Origin of the sequence: Streptomyces sp. NBC_00029, assembly GCF_045160505.1 — a bacterium.
In the GTDB taxonomy this organism is placed as follows: domain Bacteria; phylum Actinomycetota; class Actinomycetes; order Streptomycetales; family Streptomycetaceae; genus Streptomyces.
Genome location: NZ_CP108292.1, coordinates 859,652 through 876,162, shown reverse-complemented (window position 1 = coordinate 876,162; position 16,511 = coordinate 859,652). Strand labels below are relative to the sequence as shown.

15 protein-coding genes and 2 pseudogenes are annotated in these 16,511 nt (G+C 70.3%); 8 read left to right on the top strand and 9 right to left on the bottom strand.

Features of this window, described 5'->3' with window-relative positions:
- Positions 1-128: 128 nt before the first annotated feature.
- From OG753_RS04375 to OG753_RS04360, 4 genes and pseudogenes are all read left to right on the top strand, one after another.
- On the top strand, positions 129-1,004 hold the full coding sequence (locus OG753_RS04375; RefSeq protein WP_327260586.1) for a hypothetical protein: 876 nt from the start codon (positions 129-131) through the stop codon (positions 1,002-1,004).
- Between the two features lie 106 nt (positions 1,005-1,110).
- Positions 1,111-1,881, top strand: a complete 771-nt coding sequence (locus OG753_RS04370; protein ID WP_405787225.1) for a transposase — start codon at positions 1,111-1,113, stop codon at positions 1,879-1,881.
- Between the two features lie 97 nt (positions 1,882-1,978).
- A pseudogene (locus OG753_RS04365) lies at positions 1,979-2,836 on the top strand (IS5 family transposase).
- 33 nt (positions 2,837-2,869) lie between these two features.
- Positions 2,870-3,127 carry a DUF6221 family protein gene (locus OG753_RS04360; RefSeq protein ID WP_405786533.1) on the top strand — a complete coding sequence of 86 codons (258 nt, stop codon included), beginning with the start codon at positions 2,870-2,872 and terminating at the stop codon, positions 3,125-3,127.
- Positions 3,128-3,267: 140 nt separating this feature from the next.
- Here OG753_RS04360 and OG753_RS04355 read toward each other — a convergent pair whose 3' ends face one another.
- The 3 genes from OG753_RS04355 to OG753_RS04345 form a co-directional block, all read right to left on the bottom strand.
- Positions 3,268-4,476 carry an IS701 family transposase gene (locus tag OG753_RS04355; protein ID WP_405787262.1) on the bottom strand — a complete coding sequence of 403 codons (1,209 nt, stop codon included), beginning with the start codon at positions 4,474-4,476 and terminating at the stop codon, positions 3,268-3,270.
- Between the two features lie 219 nt (positions 4,477-4,695).
- The gene (locus tag OG753_RS04350) at positions 4,696-5,334 is read right to left on the bottom strand and encodes a hypothetical protein (RefSeq protein ID WP_405787261.1); all 639 of its coding nucleotides are present in this window, start codon (positions 5,332-5,334) and stop codon (positions 4,696-4,698) included.
- 115 nt (positions 5,335-5,449) lie between these two features.
- Positions 5,450-7,453, bottom strand: coding sequence for an RICIN domain-containing protein (locus OG753_RS04345; RefSeq protein WP_405787259.1), 2,004 nt, complete (start codon positions 7,451-7,453; stop codon positions 5,450-5,452).
- An 838-nt stretch (positions 7,454-8,291) separates the two neighbouring features.
- On the opposite strand from OG753_RS04345, the gene OG753_RS04340 reads away from it, so the two are divergent.
- Positions 8,292-9,689, top strand: a complete 1,398-nt coding sequence (locus OG753_RS04340) for a S41 family peptidase (protein WP_405787258.1) — start codon at positions 8,292-8,294, stop codon at positions 9,687-9,689.
- A 140-nt stretch (positions 9,690-9,829) separates the two neighbouring features.
- Here OG753_RS04340 and OG753_RS04335 read toward each other — a convergent pair whose 3' ends face one another.
- From OG753_RS04335 to OG753_RS04325, 3 genes are all read right to left on the bottom strand, one after another.
- Positions 9,830-10,723 carry a sigma-70 family RNA polymerase sigma factor gene (locus tag OG753_RS04335; RefSeq protein ID WP_327260582.1) on the bottom strand — a complete coding sequence of 298 codons (894 nt, stop codon included), beginning with the start codon at positions 10,721-10,723 and terminating at the stop codon, positions 9,830-9,832.
- Between the two features lie 129 nt (positions 10,724-10,852).
- The gene (locus tag OG753_RS04330; protein WP_405787257.1) at positions 10,853-11,680 is read right to left on the bottom strand and encodes a polysaccharide deacetylase family protein; all 828 of its coding nucleotides are present in this window, start codon (positions 11,678-11,680) and stop codon (positions 10,853-10,855) included.
- Positions 11,681-11,881: 201 nt separating this feature from the next.
- The gene (locus tag OG753_RS04325) at positions 11,882-12,007 is read right to left on the bottom strand and encodes a hypothetical protein (RefSeq protein WP_405787255.1); all 126 of its coding nucleotides are present in this window, start codon (positions 12,005-12,007) and stop codon (positions 11,882-11,884) included.
- Positions 12,008-12,636: 629 nt separating this feature from the next.
- On the opposite strand from OG753_RS04325, the gene OG753_RS04320 reads away from it, so the two are divergent.
- Positions 12,637-12,861, top strand: a complete 225-nt coding sequence (locus OG753_RS04320; protein ID WP_405787254.1) for a hypothetical protein — start codon at positions 12,637-12,639, stop codon at positions 12,859-12,861.
- A gap of 500 nt (positions 12,862-13,361) precedes the next feature.
- Here the strand turns inward: OG753_RS04320 and OG753_RS04315 are convergent, their stop codons facing one another.
- Positions 13,362-13,787 carry a hypothetical protein gene (locus OG753_RS04315; protein ID WP_405787252.1) on the bottom strand — a complete coding sequence of 142 codons (426 nt, stop codon included), beginning with the start codon at positions 13,785-13,787 and terminating at the stop codon, positions 13,362-13,364.
- Here OG753_RS04315 and OG753_RS04310 point away from each other — a divergent pair.
- Together OG753_RS04310 and OG753_RS04305 are read left to right on the top strand one after the other, a co-directional pair.
- Positions 13,786-14,052, top strand: coding sequence for a multiprotein-bridging factor 1 family protein (locus OG753_RS04310; RefSeq protein ID WP_405787250.1), 267 nt, complete (start codon positions 13,786-13,788; stop codon positions 14,050-14,052). The two genes, OG753_RS04315 and OG753_RS04310, sit on opposite strands and share 2 nt — an antisense overlap.
- Before the next feature lie 96 nt (positions 14,053-14,148).
- Positions 14,149-14,435, top strand: a pseudogene (locus OG753_RS04305) (transposase); the annotation flags it as partial.
- Positions 14,436-15,445: 1,010 nt separating this feature from the next.
- Here OG753_RS04305 and OG753_RS04300 read toward each other — a convergent pair.
- Together OG753_RS04300 and OG753_RS04295 are read right to left on the bottom strand one after the other, a co-directional pair.
- Positions 15,446-15,934, bottom strand: coding sequence for a hypothetical protein (locus tag OG753_RS04300; RefSeq protein WP_405787249.1), 489 nt, complete (start codon positions 15,932-15,934; stop codon positions 15,446-15,448).
- A 153-nt stretch (positions 15,935-16,087) separates the two neighbouring features.
- The gene (locus OG753_RS04295; RefSeq protein WP_405787247.1) at positions 16,088-16,303 is read right to left on the bottom strand and encodes a hypothetical protein; all 216 of its coding nucleotides are present in this window, start codon (positions 16,301-16,303) and stop codon (positions 16,088-16,090) included.
- Positions 16,304-16,511: the final 208 nt, after the last annotated feature.

Sequence of the window (16,511 nt, the reverse complement as noted above, 5' to 3'; positions counted from 1 at the left end):
CCCCGCGTTCCGCGACCCGTACGACGCATGATCCGGCCGCAGGGTTCCCTGCGGAGCGGGTGTGGAAGAGTGATCGTCCTGGCCGCGGACGCGCAGGGCGGCGCAGGACGTCAGGACGGGAGACGCTTATGGGTGAGGCAAGGATCGCGGTCGTGACGAGCGCGGGCGGCGCCGGCCAGGACGCGGATCTCCCGCTGATCCTGACGGCTCTGCAGGGCGCGGGCCTGTCGGCGCAGGCGGTCGCCTGGGACGCGGACGAGCCGGAATGGGACGGATACGACCTGGCGGTCATCCGGTCGACCTGGGACTACGTGGACCGCCTGGCGGAGTTCCTGGCCTGGGCCGATGCGACGGCCGAGGTCACCCGGCTCCGGAATCCTGCGCCGCTGGTGCGCTGGAACAGCGACAAGCGCTATCTGCTGGAGCTCGCCGGGCGTGGGGTCCACGTCGTACCGACCCGCTTCCTCGAACCGGGCGGGAGCTGCGACGCGGCGGACTTCGAGGGGCCGCACGGAGTGGTGGTCAAGCCCGCGGTCTCCTCGGGCGCACGGGACACCGCGCGCTACGAGCCCGGCCGCCGGGCGGACGCCGAGCATCATGCCCGCATGCTGCTGGACCAGGGGCGCACCGCGATGGTCCAGCCGTACCTGCCGCTCGTGGAGGAGGGGGAGCGGGCCCTGGTCTTCTTCGGCGGCACCTTCAGCCACGCGATCCGCAAGCGCCCCCTGCTGACGGAGGCGGGGCTGATCGACAACTTCAGGGTGCCGCACCCCGGGGCCGTCCCCTACGAGCCCTCCGAGGCCGAGCTCCGCACGGCGCGGGCGGCGCTGGACGCGGTCCCCGACCCGGGCGACCTGTTGTTCGCCCGGGTGGACCTCGCGTTGAACGAGGACCGGGAACCCGTGGTCATGGAGCTGGAACTCATCGAGCCGAATCTGTTCCTGTGCATCAACCCGCAGGGGTTGGAGCACTTCGCACGGGCGGTCACGACCGCCCTGGCCTAGGAGGTGTCCTGCCGATAAGCCCGCGAGCCCGGCGTGATCGGCAGGACACCCCCTGGGACGCCCTAAAGGGTGTTGCAGAAGGCTCGGTTCGGGGTATTTCGCCTGTATGGGTGGGGTGTTGAGGGCTGAGCCGGTGTGGGTGGAGACGTTCACGGGCTTGCGGATCGAGCGGTTTGCGAAGCTGGTGAAGGTGGTGCGGGAGCGGGGCGGAAACGGTCCCGGCGGTGGCCGTCCGTGGTGCCTGCCGCTGGCGGACCGAGTGCTGCTGGTAGCGGTGTACTACCGGACGAACCTCACGATGCGGCAGCTCGCTCCGCTCTTCGGGATCTCCCCGGCTACTGTCTGCCGGGTCATCCAGCGCCTGCGGCCACTGCTGGCGCTGGAACCGGCGCCGCGGCCCGTCGCCGACGTGGAACGGTTGTGGATCGTGGACGGAACCCTCATCCCCGTCCGCGACCGAACGGTTGGCGCTTCGTCGAGGAACTACCGATTCTCGGCGAACGTGCAGGTCATCATCGACGCGGACAGCCGCCTGGTCGTCGCGAGCGCACGCCCGGCACCGGGGAACAAGGCCGACGCCCACGTCTGGCGGGAGTCGGACCTGCCGGCCGCGGCGGCCGGGGCAACGGTCATCGCGGACGGCGCCTACCTCGGCACCGGCCTGATCGTCCCGCACCGCAGAAGAGCCGGACGTCCCCTCCTGCGCGGCCAGGAAGAGGACAACGCCGAACACCGGCGGGTCCGAGCCCGCGTCGAGCACACCTTCGCCCGCATGAAGAACTGGAAGATCCTCCGCGACTGTCGCCAGAAAGGAGACGGCCTCCACCACGCCGTCCAGGCCGTCGCCACCATGCACAACCTCGCCATGACACGGTGAAACAGCAGGCCAGACAGCACACCGGCATGCCCGCGACGGACCTTCTGCAACACCCTTTAGGGCGTGTCTCTTTGATGGGTTGGTCAGTTGATCGGATGTGTCCGTCCGATTAGTGATCACTGATGCGATGTGGGACCGGATCGAGCCGCTGATGCCGGCCGATCCGGTCCGTGGTCGGCGATGGGCCGATCACCGCCGAACTCTGGAAGCCATCGCGTGGAAGTACCGCACCTGCTCGCCCTGGCGGGACCTGCCGGACGAGCTCGGCTCGTTCCAGACCGCTCACAAACGCCTGATCAGGTGGGCCGTAGACGGCACCTGGGAACGCATCCTCGCCGCAGTTCTGGCAGCGGCCGACGCTGATGCCGATATCGGCTGGACCGTCTCGGTGGACTCCACCGTCTGCCGAGCCCACCAGCACGCCGCCGGTGCCAGGAAAAAGGGGCGCCAAGTCGGGCCGAACCTGACGATCATGGCCTCGGACGCTCCCGCGGCGGCCTGAGCACGAAAGTCCACCTTGCCAGCGATAGCCGTGCACGGCCCCTGGCCCTCCGTATAACCGCAGGCCAGGCGGGCGACGCCCCGGCCTTCGAGACCGTCATGGCAGGCATCCGTGTTCCGCGAAGCGGACTCGGACGACCGAGGACCCGACCCGATGCCGTCCTGGCGGACCGTGCGTATTCATCCCGCGCGATCCGCAATCACCTCCGGCGACGCGGAATCCGCGCCGTCATCCCCCAGCCGTCCGACCAGGTCGGCCACCGTCTGCGGCGAGGCCGCGACGGAGGCCGACCACCGGCCTTCGACGCCGACGTACAAGCAGCGCAACGCCGTCGAACGGTGCATCAACCGACTCAAGCAGTGGCGCGGACTGGCCATGCGAACGGACAAGCTCGCCATCGCCTATCAGGCCGCACTCCACCTCGCCGCAATCCTCATCTGGACAGCCGCTTGACCGCCGAAGCACGTTTCCCGAGAAGATGACCACATGGACGATCTTGTGAAGTTCCTCGTCGCACGCATCATGGACGACAACCACGCCTATGCCTACGTGGCCGACACCCTGGGCGGTGAGGCTCTTCTCGACAGCCATCTCCCCATGCTCGACCTGACCGAGCAACTGGCGCACGACTACAAGGCCATGGACCCCTCGGACTCCCGCTCGGCCGGCCTGGCATACGCGCTGCGAATCCTTGCCCAGTCATACGCCGAACACCCCGCCTACCAGCAGGAATGGCGCCCATAGCCTGTCAAGGAGACAGGCCCTAGTAGTGCTTTGTTAACTGGTGTCGTGGGGCTGCCATGGGGTGGGTTGTCTGCAGGTGGGGCAGGTGCCGGTCCAGGTGGCGAGTAGGTGTTGGAGGAGGTCCAGGGCCTGGTAGAGGGTCAGGCCCTGGCAGGGGCTTTTGGGCAGGTCCGCTGTTCGGTGAGGAACAGGTGGGCGGCGGTGACGAGGGTGACGTGGCGGTGCCAGCCGGTGAACGAACGTCCCTCGAAGTGGTCCAGGCCCAGAGCGGTCTTCAGTTCGCGGTAGTCGTGCTCGATCCGCCACCGGGCCTTCGCCAGCCGGACCAGGTCCTTGGCGGGGATGTTCGCGGGCAGGTTCGAGATCCAGTACTTCACCGGCTCCGCCTCACCCTCGGGCCACTGCGCGATCAGCCAGACCAGCGGAATCGTCCCGTCGGCCGCCGGTTTCGGGCGGCGGCCGACGAGGCGGACCCGAAGGAGCACGAAGTGCGAGCTCATCGCGGCCTTGGAGCCTTTGCGCCAGGTCAGCGTCCGGCCACGGCTTCTTCCGGCAGCCAGCACGTGGTCGCGTAAGGAACGTGGCCGGGTGCGGTATCGGGGCAGAGGGCGGGGACCGAGCCCGCTGTAGGCGGGCTGATGCGGCTCGGCATCCTCACCGTGGGCAGTCATCTCACCCTTGACCTGCAGGACGTAGGCCAGACCCCGGTCTTCCAGGCCGTGACGGAAGTCGGCGTTCGCGCCGTAGCCGGCGTCGGCGACCAGTGCGGCGGGCCGCAGGCCGATCGCGGACAGCTCGTCGAGCATCTCCAGCGCGAGCTGCCACTTCGCGCGGTGATGTTCGCTGTCGGGGATCCGGCAGGCAGCCCGGCGTGCAGCGGCCTGGGGCCCGTCCCATGCGGCGGGCAGGAACAGCCGCCATGACAGCGGGCACGAAGCCGTGTCCGAGGCGGCGTGGACGCTGACACCGATCTGGCAGTTGCCGACCTTGCCCAACGTGCCGGAGTACTGGCGGGCCACCCCGGGCGAAGCAGTGCCGTCCTTGGGGAAACCGGTGTCGTCCACCACCCACACCTCAGGGCGGACCACAGCCACCGCCCGCCAGGCCAGTCGGGCCCGCACGTCAGCGACCGGCCAGGTCGAGGACGTCATGAACTGCTGCAACCGCTGATGGTCCACCCCGAGACGCCCGGCCATCGGCTGCATCGACTTGCGTCGGCCGTCCAGCAACAGGCCCCGCAGATACAACTGGCCCTTCTCCAGCCAGTCCCGCCGCACCAGCGGCGCGAACACCTCGGAAGCGAACTCCTCCAACCGGACCCGCACCGCCGCAAGCTCCCCAGCCCTCATACAGCCAGCGAACTACCGAACACCCGACGTGACAAGACCGGATAACAAAGCACTACTAGGTCGTCTCTTTCGGATCTTGCCGGGCCCGCGTCGACCGGCACCGCACCTCGCCGCGTTGTCGGAGCACCGCAGTACGTCCAGTACAACGGCGCTCCTCCGCCTTGCGATGCACGGCACCGGACAACGCGGGCCCGACCGACAAGATCCGAAAGAGACGGCCTAGCCGAGCCGGTCCAGCCGCACGCGGCGACGGTGGCGCAGCAGGAGACCCACGGCCGCACCGGCGACGGCGGTCACCGCGACACCTGCCGTCGTCCACCACAGGGCGTATCCCTCGGTGCCGGCAGCGGCGTCCGGGGCCTGCGCCGAGGACGCGGCCGGGGCCGAGGCGGGGGAGGCCCCCGACGGATCCGGCGCCGCGGCGGACGGGGCGACGGCGGCCGGCGAAGAGCCGACCGGAGCCGGGGTGCCGGGCGCCGGGTCCACCACAGGCACGCCCACCTCGAGTTCACCGTGTCCCAGGGCCGGGAAGCCCACGTCGACACCGACCTTCCAGTTACCCGGCGGCAGCGCCTCGGCCGTTGTCCAGCCCGCGGGCGCCGCGCCGGGATCGCGGACCAGACGCCAGGGCCCCAAGGTCCGGGAGCCGTCGGCGCTCACCGCGTTCACGGTGGCGGCGACGGCCTCCTCGACGGCATCCCCGTCGTTCTCCCAGGTGACGTCGGCGGTGACGTGACCGTTCCGCTGTCCCGTCACCACCACCTTCAGGGTGTCACCGTGGGCGTGGGCCGTGGCGGGGAGCAGGAACATGAGGCCGAGTGCGGCCAGGGCGGCCGAGAAAACGATTCGTATGCGCATCGTCGGGGTGCTCCGGTCGAGATGAGGGGTGCCGACGGACGGCCGCGCGGTGCGGCCGTCCGTCGGGGTGGGTTCACGCCGTCAGGGCGTCAGGTGTGCTGCGCCGTGGCGGTGATCAGCCGGACTTCTGGAGGGTCCAGGCCTGCGCCGGACGGCCGTCCGCACGCTGGAGGTCGAGCAGCCAGTTCCCGTAGTAGGGGCGGTTGCTGACGGTGAGGGCGAAGCCGCCGCTCGGGTCCGTCACGGTCACCGTGCCACCGCGCGACGTCAGCTTCCAGGCCTGAGCGCCGGCGCCGTTGGCACAGGGCTGCTGTGCGACCCACATGCCCGCGGCGGGGGTGCTGCCCGGCTGGAGGCACTTGCCGGAGGCCGCGGACCGGATGCGTACCTGGCCGTTGCCCGCGTCGTCGAAGTACCACTGCTGCTGGGCGTAGCCGTTGGTGCGGCCACCGACGAGGACCGTGCCGTCGGCGGTGCGGCCGCCCCACAGCTCCGCGGCCATGCCGGTGCTGCCGTTGCCGAGCACGTAGCGGGTGCCCGGGGTGGTCGCGCCGCCGCCACCACCGGTCGTACGGAAGGACGCGGCCTTGCCGGGTCCGCTGTCACGGCCGGCGTTGTCGCGGACCGAGACGGTGACCTTGTACGCGGTGTCGGGCTGCAGGTTGTAGATGCGGAGCACCTGCGACTGGACCCACGTCAGGTGCTTGCCGTTCAGCTGCACCGCGTACCAGGCGGCGCCGTCGACCTTGGGCCAGCTGACGACGACGGAGCTGGACTGGATCTGGCCCGCCGTCACGTCCGGTCCGCCGGTGGGGTTCTTGGTCGGCGTCGGCGTGGGCTTCTTGGTGGGCGTCGGAGTCGGGTTCGGGTTCGGACCCGGGTCCGTGCCGCCGCCCTTGCTCTTCATCAGGAACTGGTTGTCGGCGATGTTCCAGTGCGTGGCCAGGTAGCTGCCGGCCTTCGGACTGGTGTGGAAGTAGTCGTCGTGGTTGCAGTCCAGGATGTTCTCGGACGCCTGGTTCGTGCAGATGTTGCGCATCTGCGGGTAGTACGGAGTGTCCGAGTAGCACATCACGTCGTACTCATCGGTGCAGTGCGCGCCACGGCTGGTGTTCGGGGCGCTGTTGTTGACCGCGCCCAGGTTGTGGCCGAGTTCGTGCGCGGCGGTGTGACCGCCCCAGCAGCCGGAGTCGGTGCGCCCGTAGGAGGGGCCGAAGTTGCTCTGGTTGGCCTGGCCGGGCCGCTCGTCGCCCGCGAAGGTGCCGATGCCGCAGTAGACCTGGCTGTCGGCGAAGATCATGTACTTGCGGTCGCGACGGTCGAGGCCCTTGGCGGCGAGCGCGTTGTTGGTCGCGCTGAACTCGCCCAGAGCCGAGGCCGGGAGCTCGATGTTGAGCACGGTGGGGGTGCAGTCGGCGGCCGTCACATAGCGGATGTGACGTACCCCGCCGGTCTCCTGGGCACTCGCCGAGTAGATGAGGTCGGCGTCGGCCGCCCACTTGCGGAACGAGGCGACGTACTCGGAGTAGCGGTCCTTGCCCGGGGCGTGGACGTAGACGACCTGCACGCGGTTGCCGGTGCTGCCGTCGCCCTCGCACTGGACGGTCTGGCCGGCGGGGCCGGCGGCGACGTTCTGGCTGCCTGCCGAGGCCGCGGGCGCGGGCGCCGCGGCCTTCGTGGCGGCCGAGGCGTCGGCCGCGGGCGCGTCCTGAGGACGCCCGCCGCCTTCCTTGCTCGCCGGGTCATCGGCCGCGGGACGGGCCGGATCGGCCGCCGGGGCCGTCTCCTTGACGGCGGGCGCGATGTCCTTGGTGATGTCGACGCCCTTGGGCGGGGCGTCGGGGCCGTGGGTGCAGTGTCCGTCCGCGGTGCGGTAGACACCCACGCACCGGTCGCCCTTCGGCGCGGCCTCGAGGCCGTCGTAGATCATGCCGCGCGCGGTCTCGTTGGCGGGCGCGGCCGCGATCGGCTCGGGCTCCTTGTCGCGCGCGGGCGCGGCGGCGGGTGCCGCGGCGGCCTGTACGGGTGCTGCCGCCTGGGCGCCGTCGCCGATTCCGGAGTAGGCGATGCCTGCGGCTATCAACCCCGCCGCGGCTGTGGCGGCGGTGATGAGTATCAACCGCCGGGGTCTGCGCCGGTGGTCGGCGGCGGCAGGGCGTCTGCGACGTCCTGTCATGGGCACCTCAAATCGTTGTCGGAAGACTGGGTGCGCCGCAGCCTGCCAGACGAATGCTGAGGAGAATTCGGACAAACGGGAGCGTGCCCCGAGAAATCATTCCGTTACCTGTCGGCCTGATTTGACGAACAATCAACTCTTAGCAAAAAAAGGCGAGTTACGCGCGTCGCGCCCGAATGGTCCAGTCCTTTCTGGGTGGGTTGTTATCAAATCGAGATATGAAGTGGAGGCTTGTTGACGGGAATTCAGTCAGGAATTCACCTAATTGCTACCTGCCGAATTCCCTTCGTCACGACCTGTGAGCTGCGGCGGGCGCGACGCGGGCCGGGAGCGTCGCCGAAGCCGGTGCGGAGGGCAGGAGTTCGTCCACGGGGACGGCGGCGCCCGCGCCGCGGCCGGGACTCACCGCAGGGTCGGAGGGGTTTCGGACGCGACACGGGTCAGCTTCTCCGGGGTGCGGACGCAGTGGATGCCGGTGACACGGGCGTCCTCCAGGCAGATCGCCATCACGCCGTCGAACCAGGCTGTCCCTTTCGGATTCTGTCGGCCGATCCAGCGGTGTCCGGTGTCCGGTGCCGGGCGCCGCGGGCCTGGGGGCACCTCCCAGCGGTAGCTGGGGGAGCAGGATCCGGAAGAGTCGGCCTCGCCCTGTGGCCCGGGGTACCGCCGGTAGCGGGGGCTGGCCCCACCCCCGATCGACCGGACAGCCGGATGGCCCGGTGGATCGCGTGTCGGCGACGGTGGGCGTACCGAGCAAGTCGCCTACAGAGAAGGCAAGATCGTGCGCATTGTCACGGCCACCGCCGTCGCCCTGGCCCTCGTCTGCGCAGTCGCGCCGACCGCCACCGCTCACCAGCCGGCCGCCGACGGGATCTGGCGGACCGACGGCTACGGCACCGTGCTGTCCATCCGGAACGGAACTCTCCAGGAGTACCAGACCACCGCCGTCGGCTGCATCGCGGGCGCCACCGCGCACCGGACCGGCCCCGGCACCTACACCACGCCCGACGGCACCGTCCTGACCGTGCGCACCCGGGGCGCCGGCGACCGCGCCTCCGTACGGCTGGACGGCGACGTCGGCGACCGGAACCTGCGCCGGATGACGCGACTGCCCGAGGCCTGCACGGGTCCCGCCCCCGGGGGTCCGCTCGCTTCCTTCGACATCTTCTGGCAGTCCTTCGAGGAGAACTACCCCTTCTTCTCCGTCAAGGGCATCGACTGGCACGCCGTGCGCGACCGGTACCGCCCCACGGTCCACGAAGGGACGACCCCGGACGAACTCTTCGCCGTCTTCAGCAAGATGGTCGAGCCGCTGCACGACGCCCACGTCGCCGTCTGGGACGTCGACGCCGATGCCGACGGCATTCCCGACAGCCGCTTCGCACAGGCCCGCCCCGGCACCGTCCTGCCCGACGGGACACTCGATGCCAGGATCAAGAAGTTCGTCGTGGAGCGCGACCTCAAGGGCGCCCGGAACCTCCAGGACTTCGCCGCCGGCCGGATCACCTACGCCGACCTCCCCGGCGGGCAGGGCTACCTGCGGATCTCCGGCTTCGGCGGCTACGCGGGCGACGACGCCCCCTACGCCGCCGAGCTGGCCGAGCTCGACAGGGCCCTGGACACGGTCCTCGGCCAGGAGCGCACCCAGCACCTGAAGGGCCTGGTCATCGACCTGCGGATCAACGGCGGCGGCTCCGACGCCATGGGGCTCCACATCGCCGGGCGGCTCACCGACACCCCCTACCTCGCCTACGCCAAGCGGGCCCGCAACGATCCCGCGGACCCCACCCGGCACACGCGGCCCCAGCCCCAGTACGTCACGCCCGCCCAGGGCCCCCGCTACACCGGACCGGTCGCCGTGCTGACCGGTGCCTCGACCGTCAGCGCGGGAGAGACCTTCACCCAGGCCCTCATGGACCGCCCCGGCCGGACCGTACGGATCGGGCAGCCCACGCAGGGCGTCTTCTCGGACGTCCTGGTGCGCAAGCTCCCCAACGGCATGTCGGTCTGGCTGCCGAACGAGGAGCTGCTGGCGCGGTCGGGCAGGACCTTCGACGGCGCCGGCATCCCGCCGCACCTCACCGAGCCGGTCTTCACCGCGGAGGAGTTCGACCAGAACAAGGACTCCGCCTTCGACCGGGCCGTGCAGGTCCTGCGCGGCCCGGGCGTTTCTCTCTGATCATCTGATTGTTGGTCGATGTGTGTCGTTGACTGACGTGCAGTGGGATCGCCCTCAAGGCACCGCGTCGCCCCGGCCTGTGACAGGTGGTGGGGCAGGTCACTCCGCAGGTGGGGCCCGCCGTGCGGTCCGGCGACGGGTCAGACGTCTAGGACGCTCAGGTCGATGCGCGCCAAGCGCTCGGGGTCCGTGAGGATGTCGAGCGCGGTGATCCTGCCGTCCCGGACGGTGAACGCCATGACCGACAGCGCCCGGCCCTCCGCCACGGCTACCACCCCGGGAGTCCCGTTGACCAAAGCCGCGTGCGCGGCCTCGGCGAACCGGGCGAAGGCGATCGCCTGGGAGGCGACCTCGGCCGCACCGCGGCGCAGCAGCGTGGGGCGCAGCGTGCCGCCGTCGGAACGTGCGACCACATCGGGGTCGAGGACCGCGACGAGCGCGTCGAAGTCCCCGCCGCGCGAGGCTGCCAGGAAGGCGTCGACGATCGCCCGCAGTCGGCCCCGGTCGGGGTCCGGGGCGGGCGCCGCGCCCTGGACGCGGCGACGGGCGCGGCTCGCGAGCTGCCGGGTCGTGGCGGCGGAACGCCCGAGGACGGGGGCGATCTCGTCGAAAGGCACGGCGAACAGGTCGTGCAGCACGAACGCCAGGCGCTCGGCGGGGGCGAGGGTGTCCAGGACGACCATCAGGGCGATGCCGACCGAATCGGCCAGCATGACCTCCTGCTCGGGGTCGAGTCCGTCCGCGCGGCTGACGATCGGGTCGGGAAGGCGGACCTGCCCGTCCTGGTCGTGGAGGGGATCCTCGCGCCGCGTGCCGCGCGAGCGCAGCATGTCCAGACACACGCGGCCGGTCACGGTGGTCAGCCAGCCGCCCAGGTTCTCGACCGCGTCGGCGTCGGAGCGGTTCAGCTTGAACCAGGTCTCCTGTACGGCGTCCTCCGCCTCGCTGAGCGAGCCCAGCATCCGGTAGGCCACCGCCCGCAGATGGGAGCGGTGCTCCTCGAAACGCTGGGCCAGGATTTCCTTCTCGCTCACGCGCCACATCCCCGTGTTCCGATCCGCCGGTTCCGGACCGGACGATAACCGAACAGGTCAACGGACGTCACAGGCCTAAGAGTTGGGGAGCCGGCGCAGACCGGGCCGAGCGTGCGTCTCCGTATCGGCCTACGCCTCGAGGAACTGGCGCAGGTCGATGACCTCGTAGCCATCGGCCCGGGCGGCGTCGACGATCAGCGGGAGGGCGTCGGCGTCGAGGACGATGCCGTCACCGCGGCTGCCGACGTGCATCTGGATGATCGCGCCGGGCCTGAAGGCGTCGACGGCCCGCTTGACCGCCTTGTCCACGGTCATGCCGCCGGCCGGGCCGAGGTAGCCGTTGGTGTCGGCGCTGAACTCGATCGCCGCATAGCCCAGCGCGTTGACGTCGGTGATGGCCTGCGGCGTGGTGGAGCTGTAGGGGAAACGGAAGAGCGGCAGGGGCTCCGTCCCGGACGCCGTCCGGATCGCCGCGTGGGCGCTGCGCACCTCCTCGGTCCGCGCCGCAGTGCTCAGGTCGTCGAAGTAGGGGTGACTGTACGAGTGGTTGCCGAGGCCGTGCCCCGCGTCCGCCATGGCGCGCACCGCCGCGGGCTCGGCCTCGGCGAACTCGCCGGTCAGGAAGAAGGTGGCGGGCAGCTTGCGCCGTCGCAGTTCGGCCAGCACCGTGTCGACGCCGGCGTCGTCCCAGGCGGCGTTGAAGGTGAGGGCCAGGACGTTGCGGGTCGTGGGCAGCCGGCGGATCTCATCGCCGAGGAGCGAGGCCGGGGGGCGGGGACCCGCGGCCCGGGCGTCCCGCCGAGGCGTGGCCGCGTCCGCGTCCCTGGGCGCAGACGCAGACGCAGACGCAGACGCAGCCGCGGCCGCCGCCGGGCCCGTCCCGGGCGCCAGGCCCGCGATACCCGCCGACAACAGGGCGGCCATGGCCGCCAGGGCGGAACGTCGTTCCCTGTCCACCACGGTCACTCCCCACGATCACGGCCCCGGGCGGGCCCTGCCACCGACTATGCGGCGCAGCAGCCCGAGGTCCCCGCAGCCCGTGCCGGGGCACCCGGGTGATCTCCCCGGCGGGGTCCGGGCGCGCCGGGGAGACCGCTCTTCCGCACACCGCAAGAGCACCGCGAGAACACTGGAAGGGCATCGGAAGAGGACCGGGAGTCATCCACCCGCCCGCCGCCCGTGCCGGTCGGGCCGGCGCACATAAAGCGCGCTCGGGCCGCCATACCCCTCGAGCAGCAACTCATCGGCAAACACGTATTCGGAAGCGGGCAGGGAGCTGGTCACTGCATGACCCTATGGCATGGGAATCAAGCCGAACTTCGTGATCGCTACCGCGCCCGGCTCCCGCTGGAGAGTCCCATGAACGACGCCGCTCCGACGGCCGTAACTGTCTCCTTCACTGCCGCCGCAGCGGCACTGGAGGCCATCAACCACTCCGTGAAGGACGCGCGGCAATCCCCTGAACGGCTGGTTCCGGCCCGCACGCGGCCCTGGCCGCACTGCTGATGCTGCGCGAGGTCCGCGAGGAGCTCGCGGGCTGGGAGAGCGGGCTGATCGAAACCGCCCGCGGCGAGGGCGCGAGCTGGGCGGACCTCGCCGGACCCCTCGGAGTCGCCAGCCTCCAGGCCGCCGAACGCCGCTACCCGCGCCCCGGAAGCCTCAGACACCTGAAAGGGGTGGCTGCGGCTCACCGCCCCTCGCCCCCGGACTTGCCGTCACTCCGCCAGCCCGGGGTGAGGAGAGCGGAACCCGCGCGAAGCAACTCCTCTGCCCCGCAGAACTGGCGCCGATCCGCGCTGCACGCCCGGATCTCCCTGCCATCCCCAGAACATGCGCGCAGTCAGGCTGCCGTCGAGTTACCGGTTGGCGCAGTCCACCCTGCAAGGTGATGCCGTCTGTGGTGGCATCACGCCATGAAAGACCCCTTCTCCTCCGCGGAGGCATCCACCCTCCTGGCCCCGGTGGGGCGTGTGGACCGGAACGCAGCGCGGCGCGCGGTCGCCGAGCGCGCCATGGATCGCGCTGATCTCGCGCAGCTACTCGACTTGCTGGGCCTGTGGCCGCGCGATGATCCGCCCGCACCAGGCACGGCCGGCACGTCGCCGGATTCCGGGCGTGGCAAGGACCTGCCGGGCTGAACACCGCTGCTTCCCGCACTGCGTCGTACGCTCCGCGTGATCTGACCGAAGGTGCGGGGCGCAGACGTGGTCGTGAGCGGGCAGAATCGAACGGGCATGAACTCACCAACCCCTGCAGCCTCCACGCAGACCCGCACTGTCGGCAGGGATCGCAGGCAGCCGCTGCGGTCTGGGGTCAGGCACGGCAGCCCCACCTGCGCCGACTACGGCTGCTCGCGGTCGCAGTGCAGGGCCGCGACCCGTCGGGACCGCGCCCGGCGCACCAGCGAACTCATGGCCGGCCGCCCGGCCCGCATCCCCTCATCCGAAGCCGCCGCGGCCGCACGCCGACTCCAGAGCACGGGCCTGTCGGCATCGGACATCGCCGAGATATCCGGCGTTGCTGTCACCCTCGTCCGGCGCCTGCTGCGCCCGGCCGAAGCACGGCCTGCCCGCATCCACCGGACCACCGCGGAAGCCATACTCGGCATCCGCTGCGCACCGTCCGTCGGCGCGAACGGCTACTCCCCGGCCTCGTCAAAGCGGACAGAGCCGCCACCAGCCTGCAGGACCTCGCCGAACACGGCTGGCCCACGAGCTTTCTCGCCAACCATCTGCACACCAGCACTCAGACCCTCGCCGCGATCCGGAACCGGGACCGTCGGCGCCTCGCCCTCGCTCTGGACCGCAAGATCCAGCGCCTCGCCGCGATGCTGCTCACCAGCGATCCAGCTGACCATGGCATAGCCGCACACCGGAGCCGCCGCGCCCAGGCCGCCGCCCGCTACCGGGCCCCATTGGTGACCCCAGTGGTCACGGTTTCCGAGCCTCGGTAGATGCGGGTGGCATGCAAGCCTTCGGCTGGGAACGACTTCGGCTCCTGATGGAGCGGCGAGAAGCGCAAGTCGGATGCGGATCAGTCTTGTGATGCGCAAGGCTTTGGCCATGAGTGAAGAATTGGAGCGGCTGGCGAAGGCTCTCATCGAGTTCCGGGAAGCCGAGGGCATCTCAGTGACGGAGCTTGCGCATCGCACCCAGTTGAGCCAGGCGACCATCAGGCTCCACGAGAGTGATCACGAACGCCAGCCCACTTCCCTCGTGGCCCGCTGTTTCGAGGAAGTGCTCGGCTGGGCGCCGGGCAGCATCCCGACCGCATCGCGCGAGACGACGGATCTCGAGCTTCCGCCGGACTCCAGCGCTGGCACTGGGTAAGCCGAGAGGCTAGGGTCTGTCGTCGAAGTGATCTTGCTTTGTGGATCATGCTGTCGTGATACGTCGCCGTGAACTGTCCGAGACGAGTGGGAACTCGTGCAACCGCTGCTGCCCCGGCCTGTTTTCGGGCAGCCGCGGCCGGGCGACCGGACGGTCCTCAACGGAATCGTGTGGAAGTTCCGCACCGGGGTCGCCTGGCGGGATGTCCCTGAGCGGTACGGGTCATGGGCCAGCCTCCACACACGCTTCCGCAGATGGGCGCGGACGGGACCTTCAAGCAGATGCTCCAGGCAGCGCAGGCAAACGCGGACGCCGCAGGCGATATCGACTGGCTGGTGTCGGTCGACTCCACCGTCGTCCGCGCCCACCAGCACGCTGCCGGTAGGTGACTTAACTGAAAGGCCGTTCGCCTTGCCCTTGTCGAAGGGCTGCCGACTCCAGCGTGCCCCTACGCAGTCGGCTGAGTGGGCGAGACACCGCTTGCGGCTGGTGACACGGTTCTTACCGGCACCCCGAATCCTTGCCCCAGGCGTCGACACGGTTGTGGCTAGCGGACTGCGTGGTGCGTGCCGCGGTGCCGGTCCTGCGGCGGCCCGTATCACCACCCCTGGCGGCGGGTGTTCGCAGCCCAGCCCGTGCAGGAAGGTCGGCAGGCGCTGGGGACGGGCGCCACACCGTGAGGGGGCTGTAGGAATAGGGTCTGGAGAGGCTGGCCGTGTCTTTCGGGTCGTCGTCGGTGTTGGTGGTGCGACGCGTGCACTGGCTCGGCCCCCACGTCGGGCCGGTGCAGTCCGCGGCCCCTGATTCCGCGCTCTGGCATCGGGGCCGCGTCAGCTTCCCCCGAGGCAGACAAACGCCCTGATCCCCCAACTCAGGGCCTTCGTACTGCTGACACCGGCTGCGCGCCTCGGTCTTCTGCTCCGCCCATGACACGGCTGGCCGCGTAGTACACCCCTGCGCACGCGCAGAACCCGGTGGTCTGTCAGGCACGGCTTCACACGCGAGGGAAGCGCGCAGGACCCGGCCGGTGTGACTACGGGCATGGGCCGGGTCCTGCCTGCGTGGGCACTCTGTCGAGCCGGATTTTCCCCCCCGCAGCCTGACACGCCCGGTGTCCTCCCGCCCGATGGTCACCCACTGGCTGTGGCAGGCAAGTGATCCGGCGTCGGGACGCGGTGACCCGGCTGTCCGGGGGTGCCGGTCACGACCGGTGCGGGTGCCGGCTCGGGGCTTTCCTGGAAGCACACCCCGTCGGTGCTGACCGGGGGAGCCGTGTACAACTCGATCCAGGTGTCGGTACAGCCGACCCGGCCCGGCAGCTGCCGGGTGACCGTGGCCGGTGAGCTCAACGTGGTCAGCGCCCCGGACATCCGCCACACCCTGCATCAGGGAGCTACCGCTCGTGGATCGGGCAGCCTGCGGAGGAGAAACAGACGGGGTCCTCGATCATGTGCAGGTTGCTCTGGTACACCTCATCCCACCCTGTGGCGTCGTAGGGGTGGACGATCACCGGCTCCTCCGCGGCCATGCCCCTTTCCGCCGTTGTGATGTAGGGGAAACGGTGACGGGACGCGAGGACCCTCGGGTCTGTCCAGGGAGAGAACGCCACCGAAGGGTTCACCCACAGTCGGGCGACGCCGCCCACGTCTCCCTCGAGCGCGAGGAACTCGTGCTCGACGAGCCACGCCACCACCTCCCGCAGTCGCGCGACGGTGACCTTCAGTTCTGTGGCCCAGCGGGCGAAGTCGAAGAGAACCGGGCCACTGCCCTGTAGCTGGCAGGAAAGGATGTCCAGCACATTCCTGGTGGTCCCGTCTTCGCTTTGCCTCTTCTTGCCGCTGGCCCGGGCCTGGATGCGGCGGAGGAATCCGGCGGCCATCATCGCCGGCCCGCCGATGGTGCCAAAGTCGCATGAGCAGCTGGTCACGCCGCATCAACGGCCCGGCACTACCCCCAGATGCCCCTGCGGGAAGAAACCCACCCGGATGGCTGGGGACACTCTTCGCCGATCCTGCAGTTCGACCGCTGCGCTGAGTCAAGGACTGGTCCGGCGACGGGCGGCTGCCCGGTACAGGCCGGCGATCACCTGCTGGACATCGTGCCCGGTACGCAGGAGGCTGCGGGCGGGCTTGCCGTTGATCAGGGTGTCCAGCGCGTCGGATGCAAAGCCGTGGTCCTTCAGCTCGACGGCGGCGTCCGGCCGGGTCAGTCCGACTGCCCAGGACCACGCGGTGAACTCCTCACGGTCCACGACAGCCTGTGCCCACCTCTCGGCGAGGGACCAGGCGGTCTCGCGGTCGTAGCCAGCGGGAGACTCAGCGATGCGGTGGAAGATCCATACCGGGAGGCTCTGTTCTCCGGGCCGAGGACGAGGCGTCCTCCGGCGAGGCCGGGGCGGCTGGGGCGGCTGGGGCGGCCGGGAAACCCGGTACTGGTCGAGGTTGAGGTCGAGTCCTTCT

What these genes read in the sequence shown, in the direction of transcription:
- OG753_RS04315 (WP_405787252.1), bottom strand. Translation starts at nt 13,787, where the DNA reads ATGGCCAAAGCCTTGCGCATCACAAGACTGATCCGCATCCGACTTGCG.
- OG753_RS04300 (WP_405787249.1), bottom strand. Translation starts at nt 15,934, where the DNA reads ATGATGGCCGCCGGATTCCTCCGCCGCATCCAGGCCCGGGCCAGCGGC.
- OG753_RS04350 (WP_405787261.1), bottom strand. Translation starts at nt 5,334, where the DNA reads ATGCGCATACGAATCGTTTTCTCGGCCGCCCTGGCCGCACTCGGCCTC.
- OG753_RS04375 (WP_327260586.1), top strand. Translation starts at nt 129, where the DNA reads ATGGGTGAGGCAAGGATCGCGGTCGTGACGAGCGCGGGCGGCGCCGGC.
- OG753_RS04360 (WP_405786533.1), top strand. Translation starts at nt 2,870, where the DNA reads ATGGACGATCTTGTGAAGTTCCTCGTCGCACGCATCATGGACGACAAC.
- OG753_RS04355 (WP_405787262.1), bottom strand. Translation starts at nt 4,476, where the DNA reads ATGAGGGCTGGGGAGCTTGCGGCGGTGCGGGTCCGGTTGGAGGAGTTC.
- OG753_RS04370 (WP_405787225.1), top strand. Translation starts at nt 1,111, where the DNA reads ATGGGTGGGGTGTTGAGGGCTGAGCCGGTGTGGGTGGAGACGTTCACG.
- OG753_RS04310 (WP_405787250.1), top strand. Translation starts at nt 13,786, where the DNA reads ATGAGTGAAGAATTGGAGCGGCTGGCGAAGGCTCTCATCGAGTTCCGG.
- OG753_RS04320 (WP_405787254.1), top strand. Translation starts at nt 12,637, where the DNA reads ATGAAAGACCCCTTCTCCTCCGCGGAGGCATCCACCCTCCTGGCCCCG.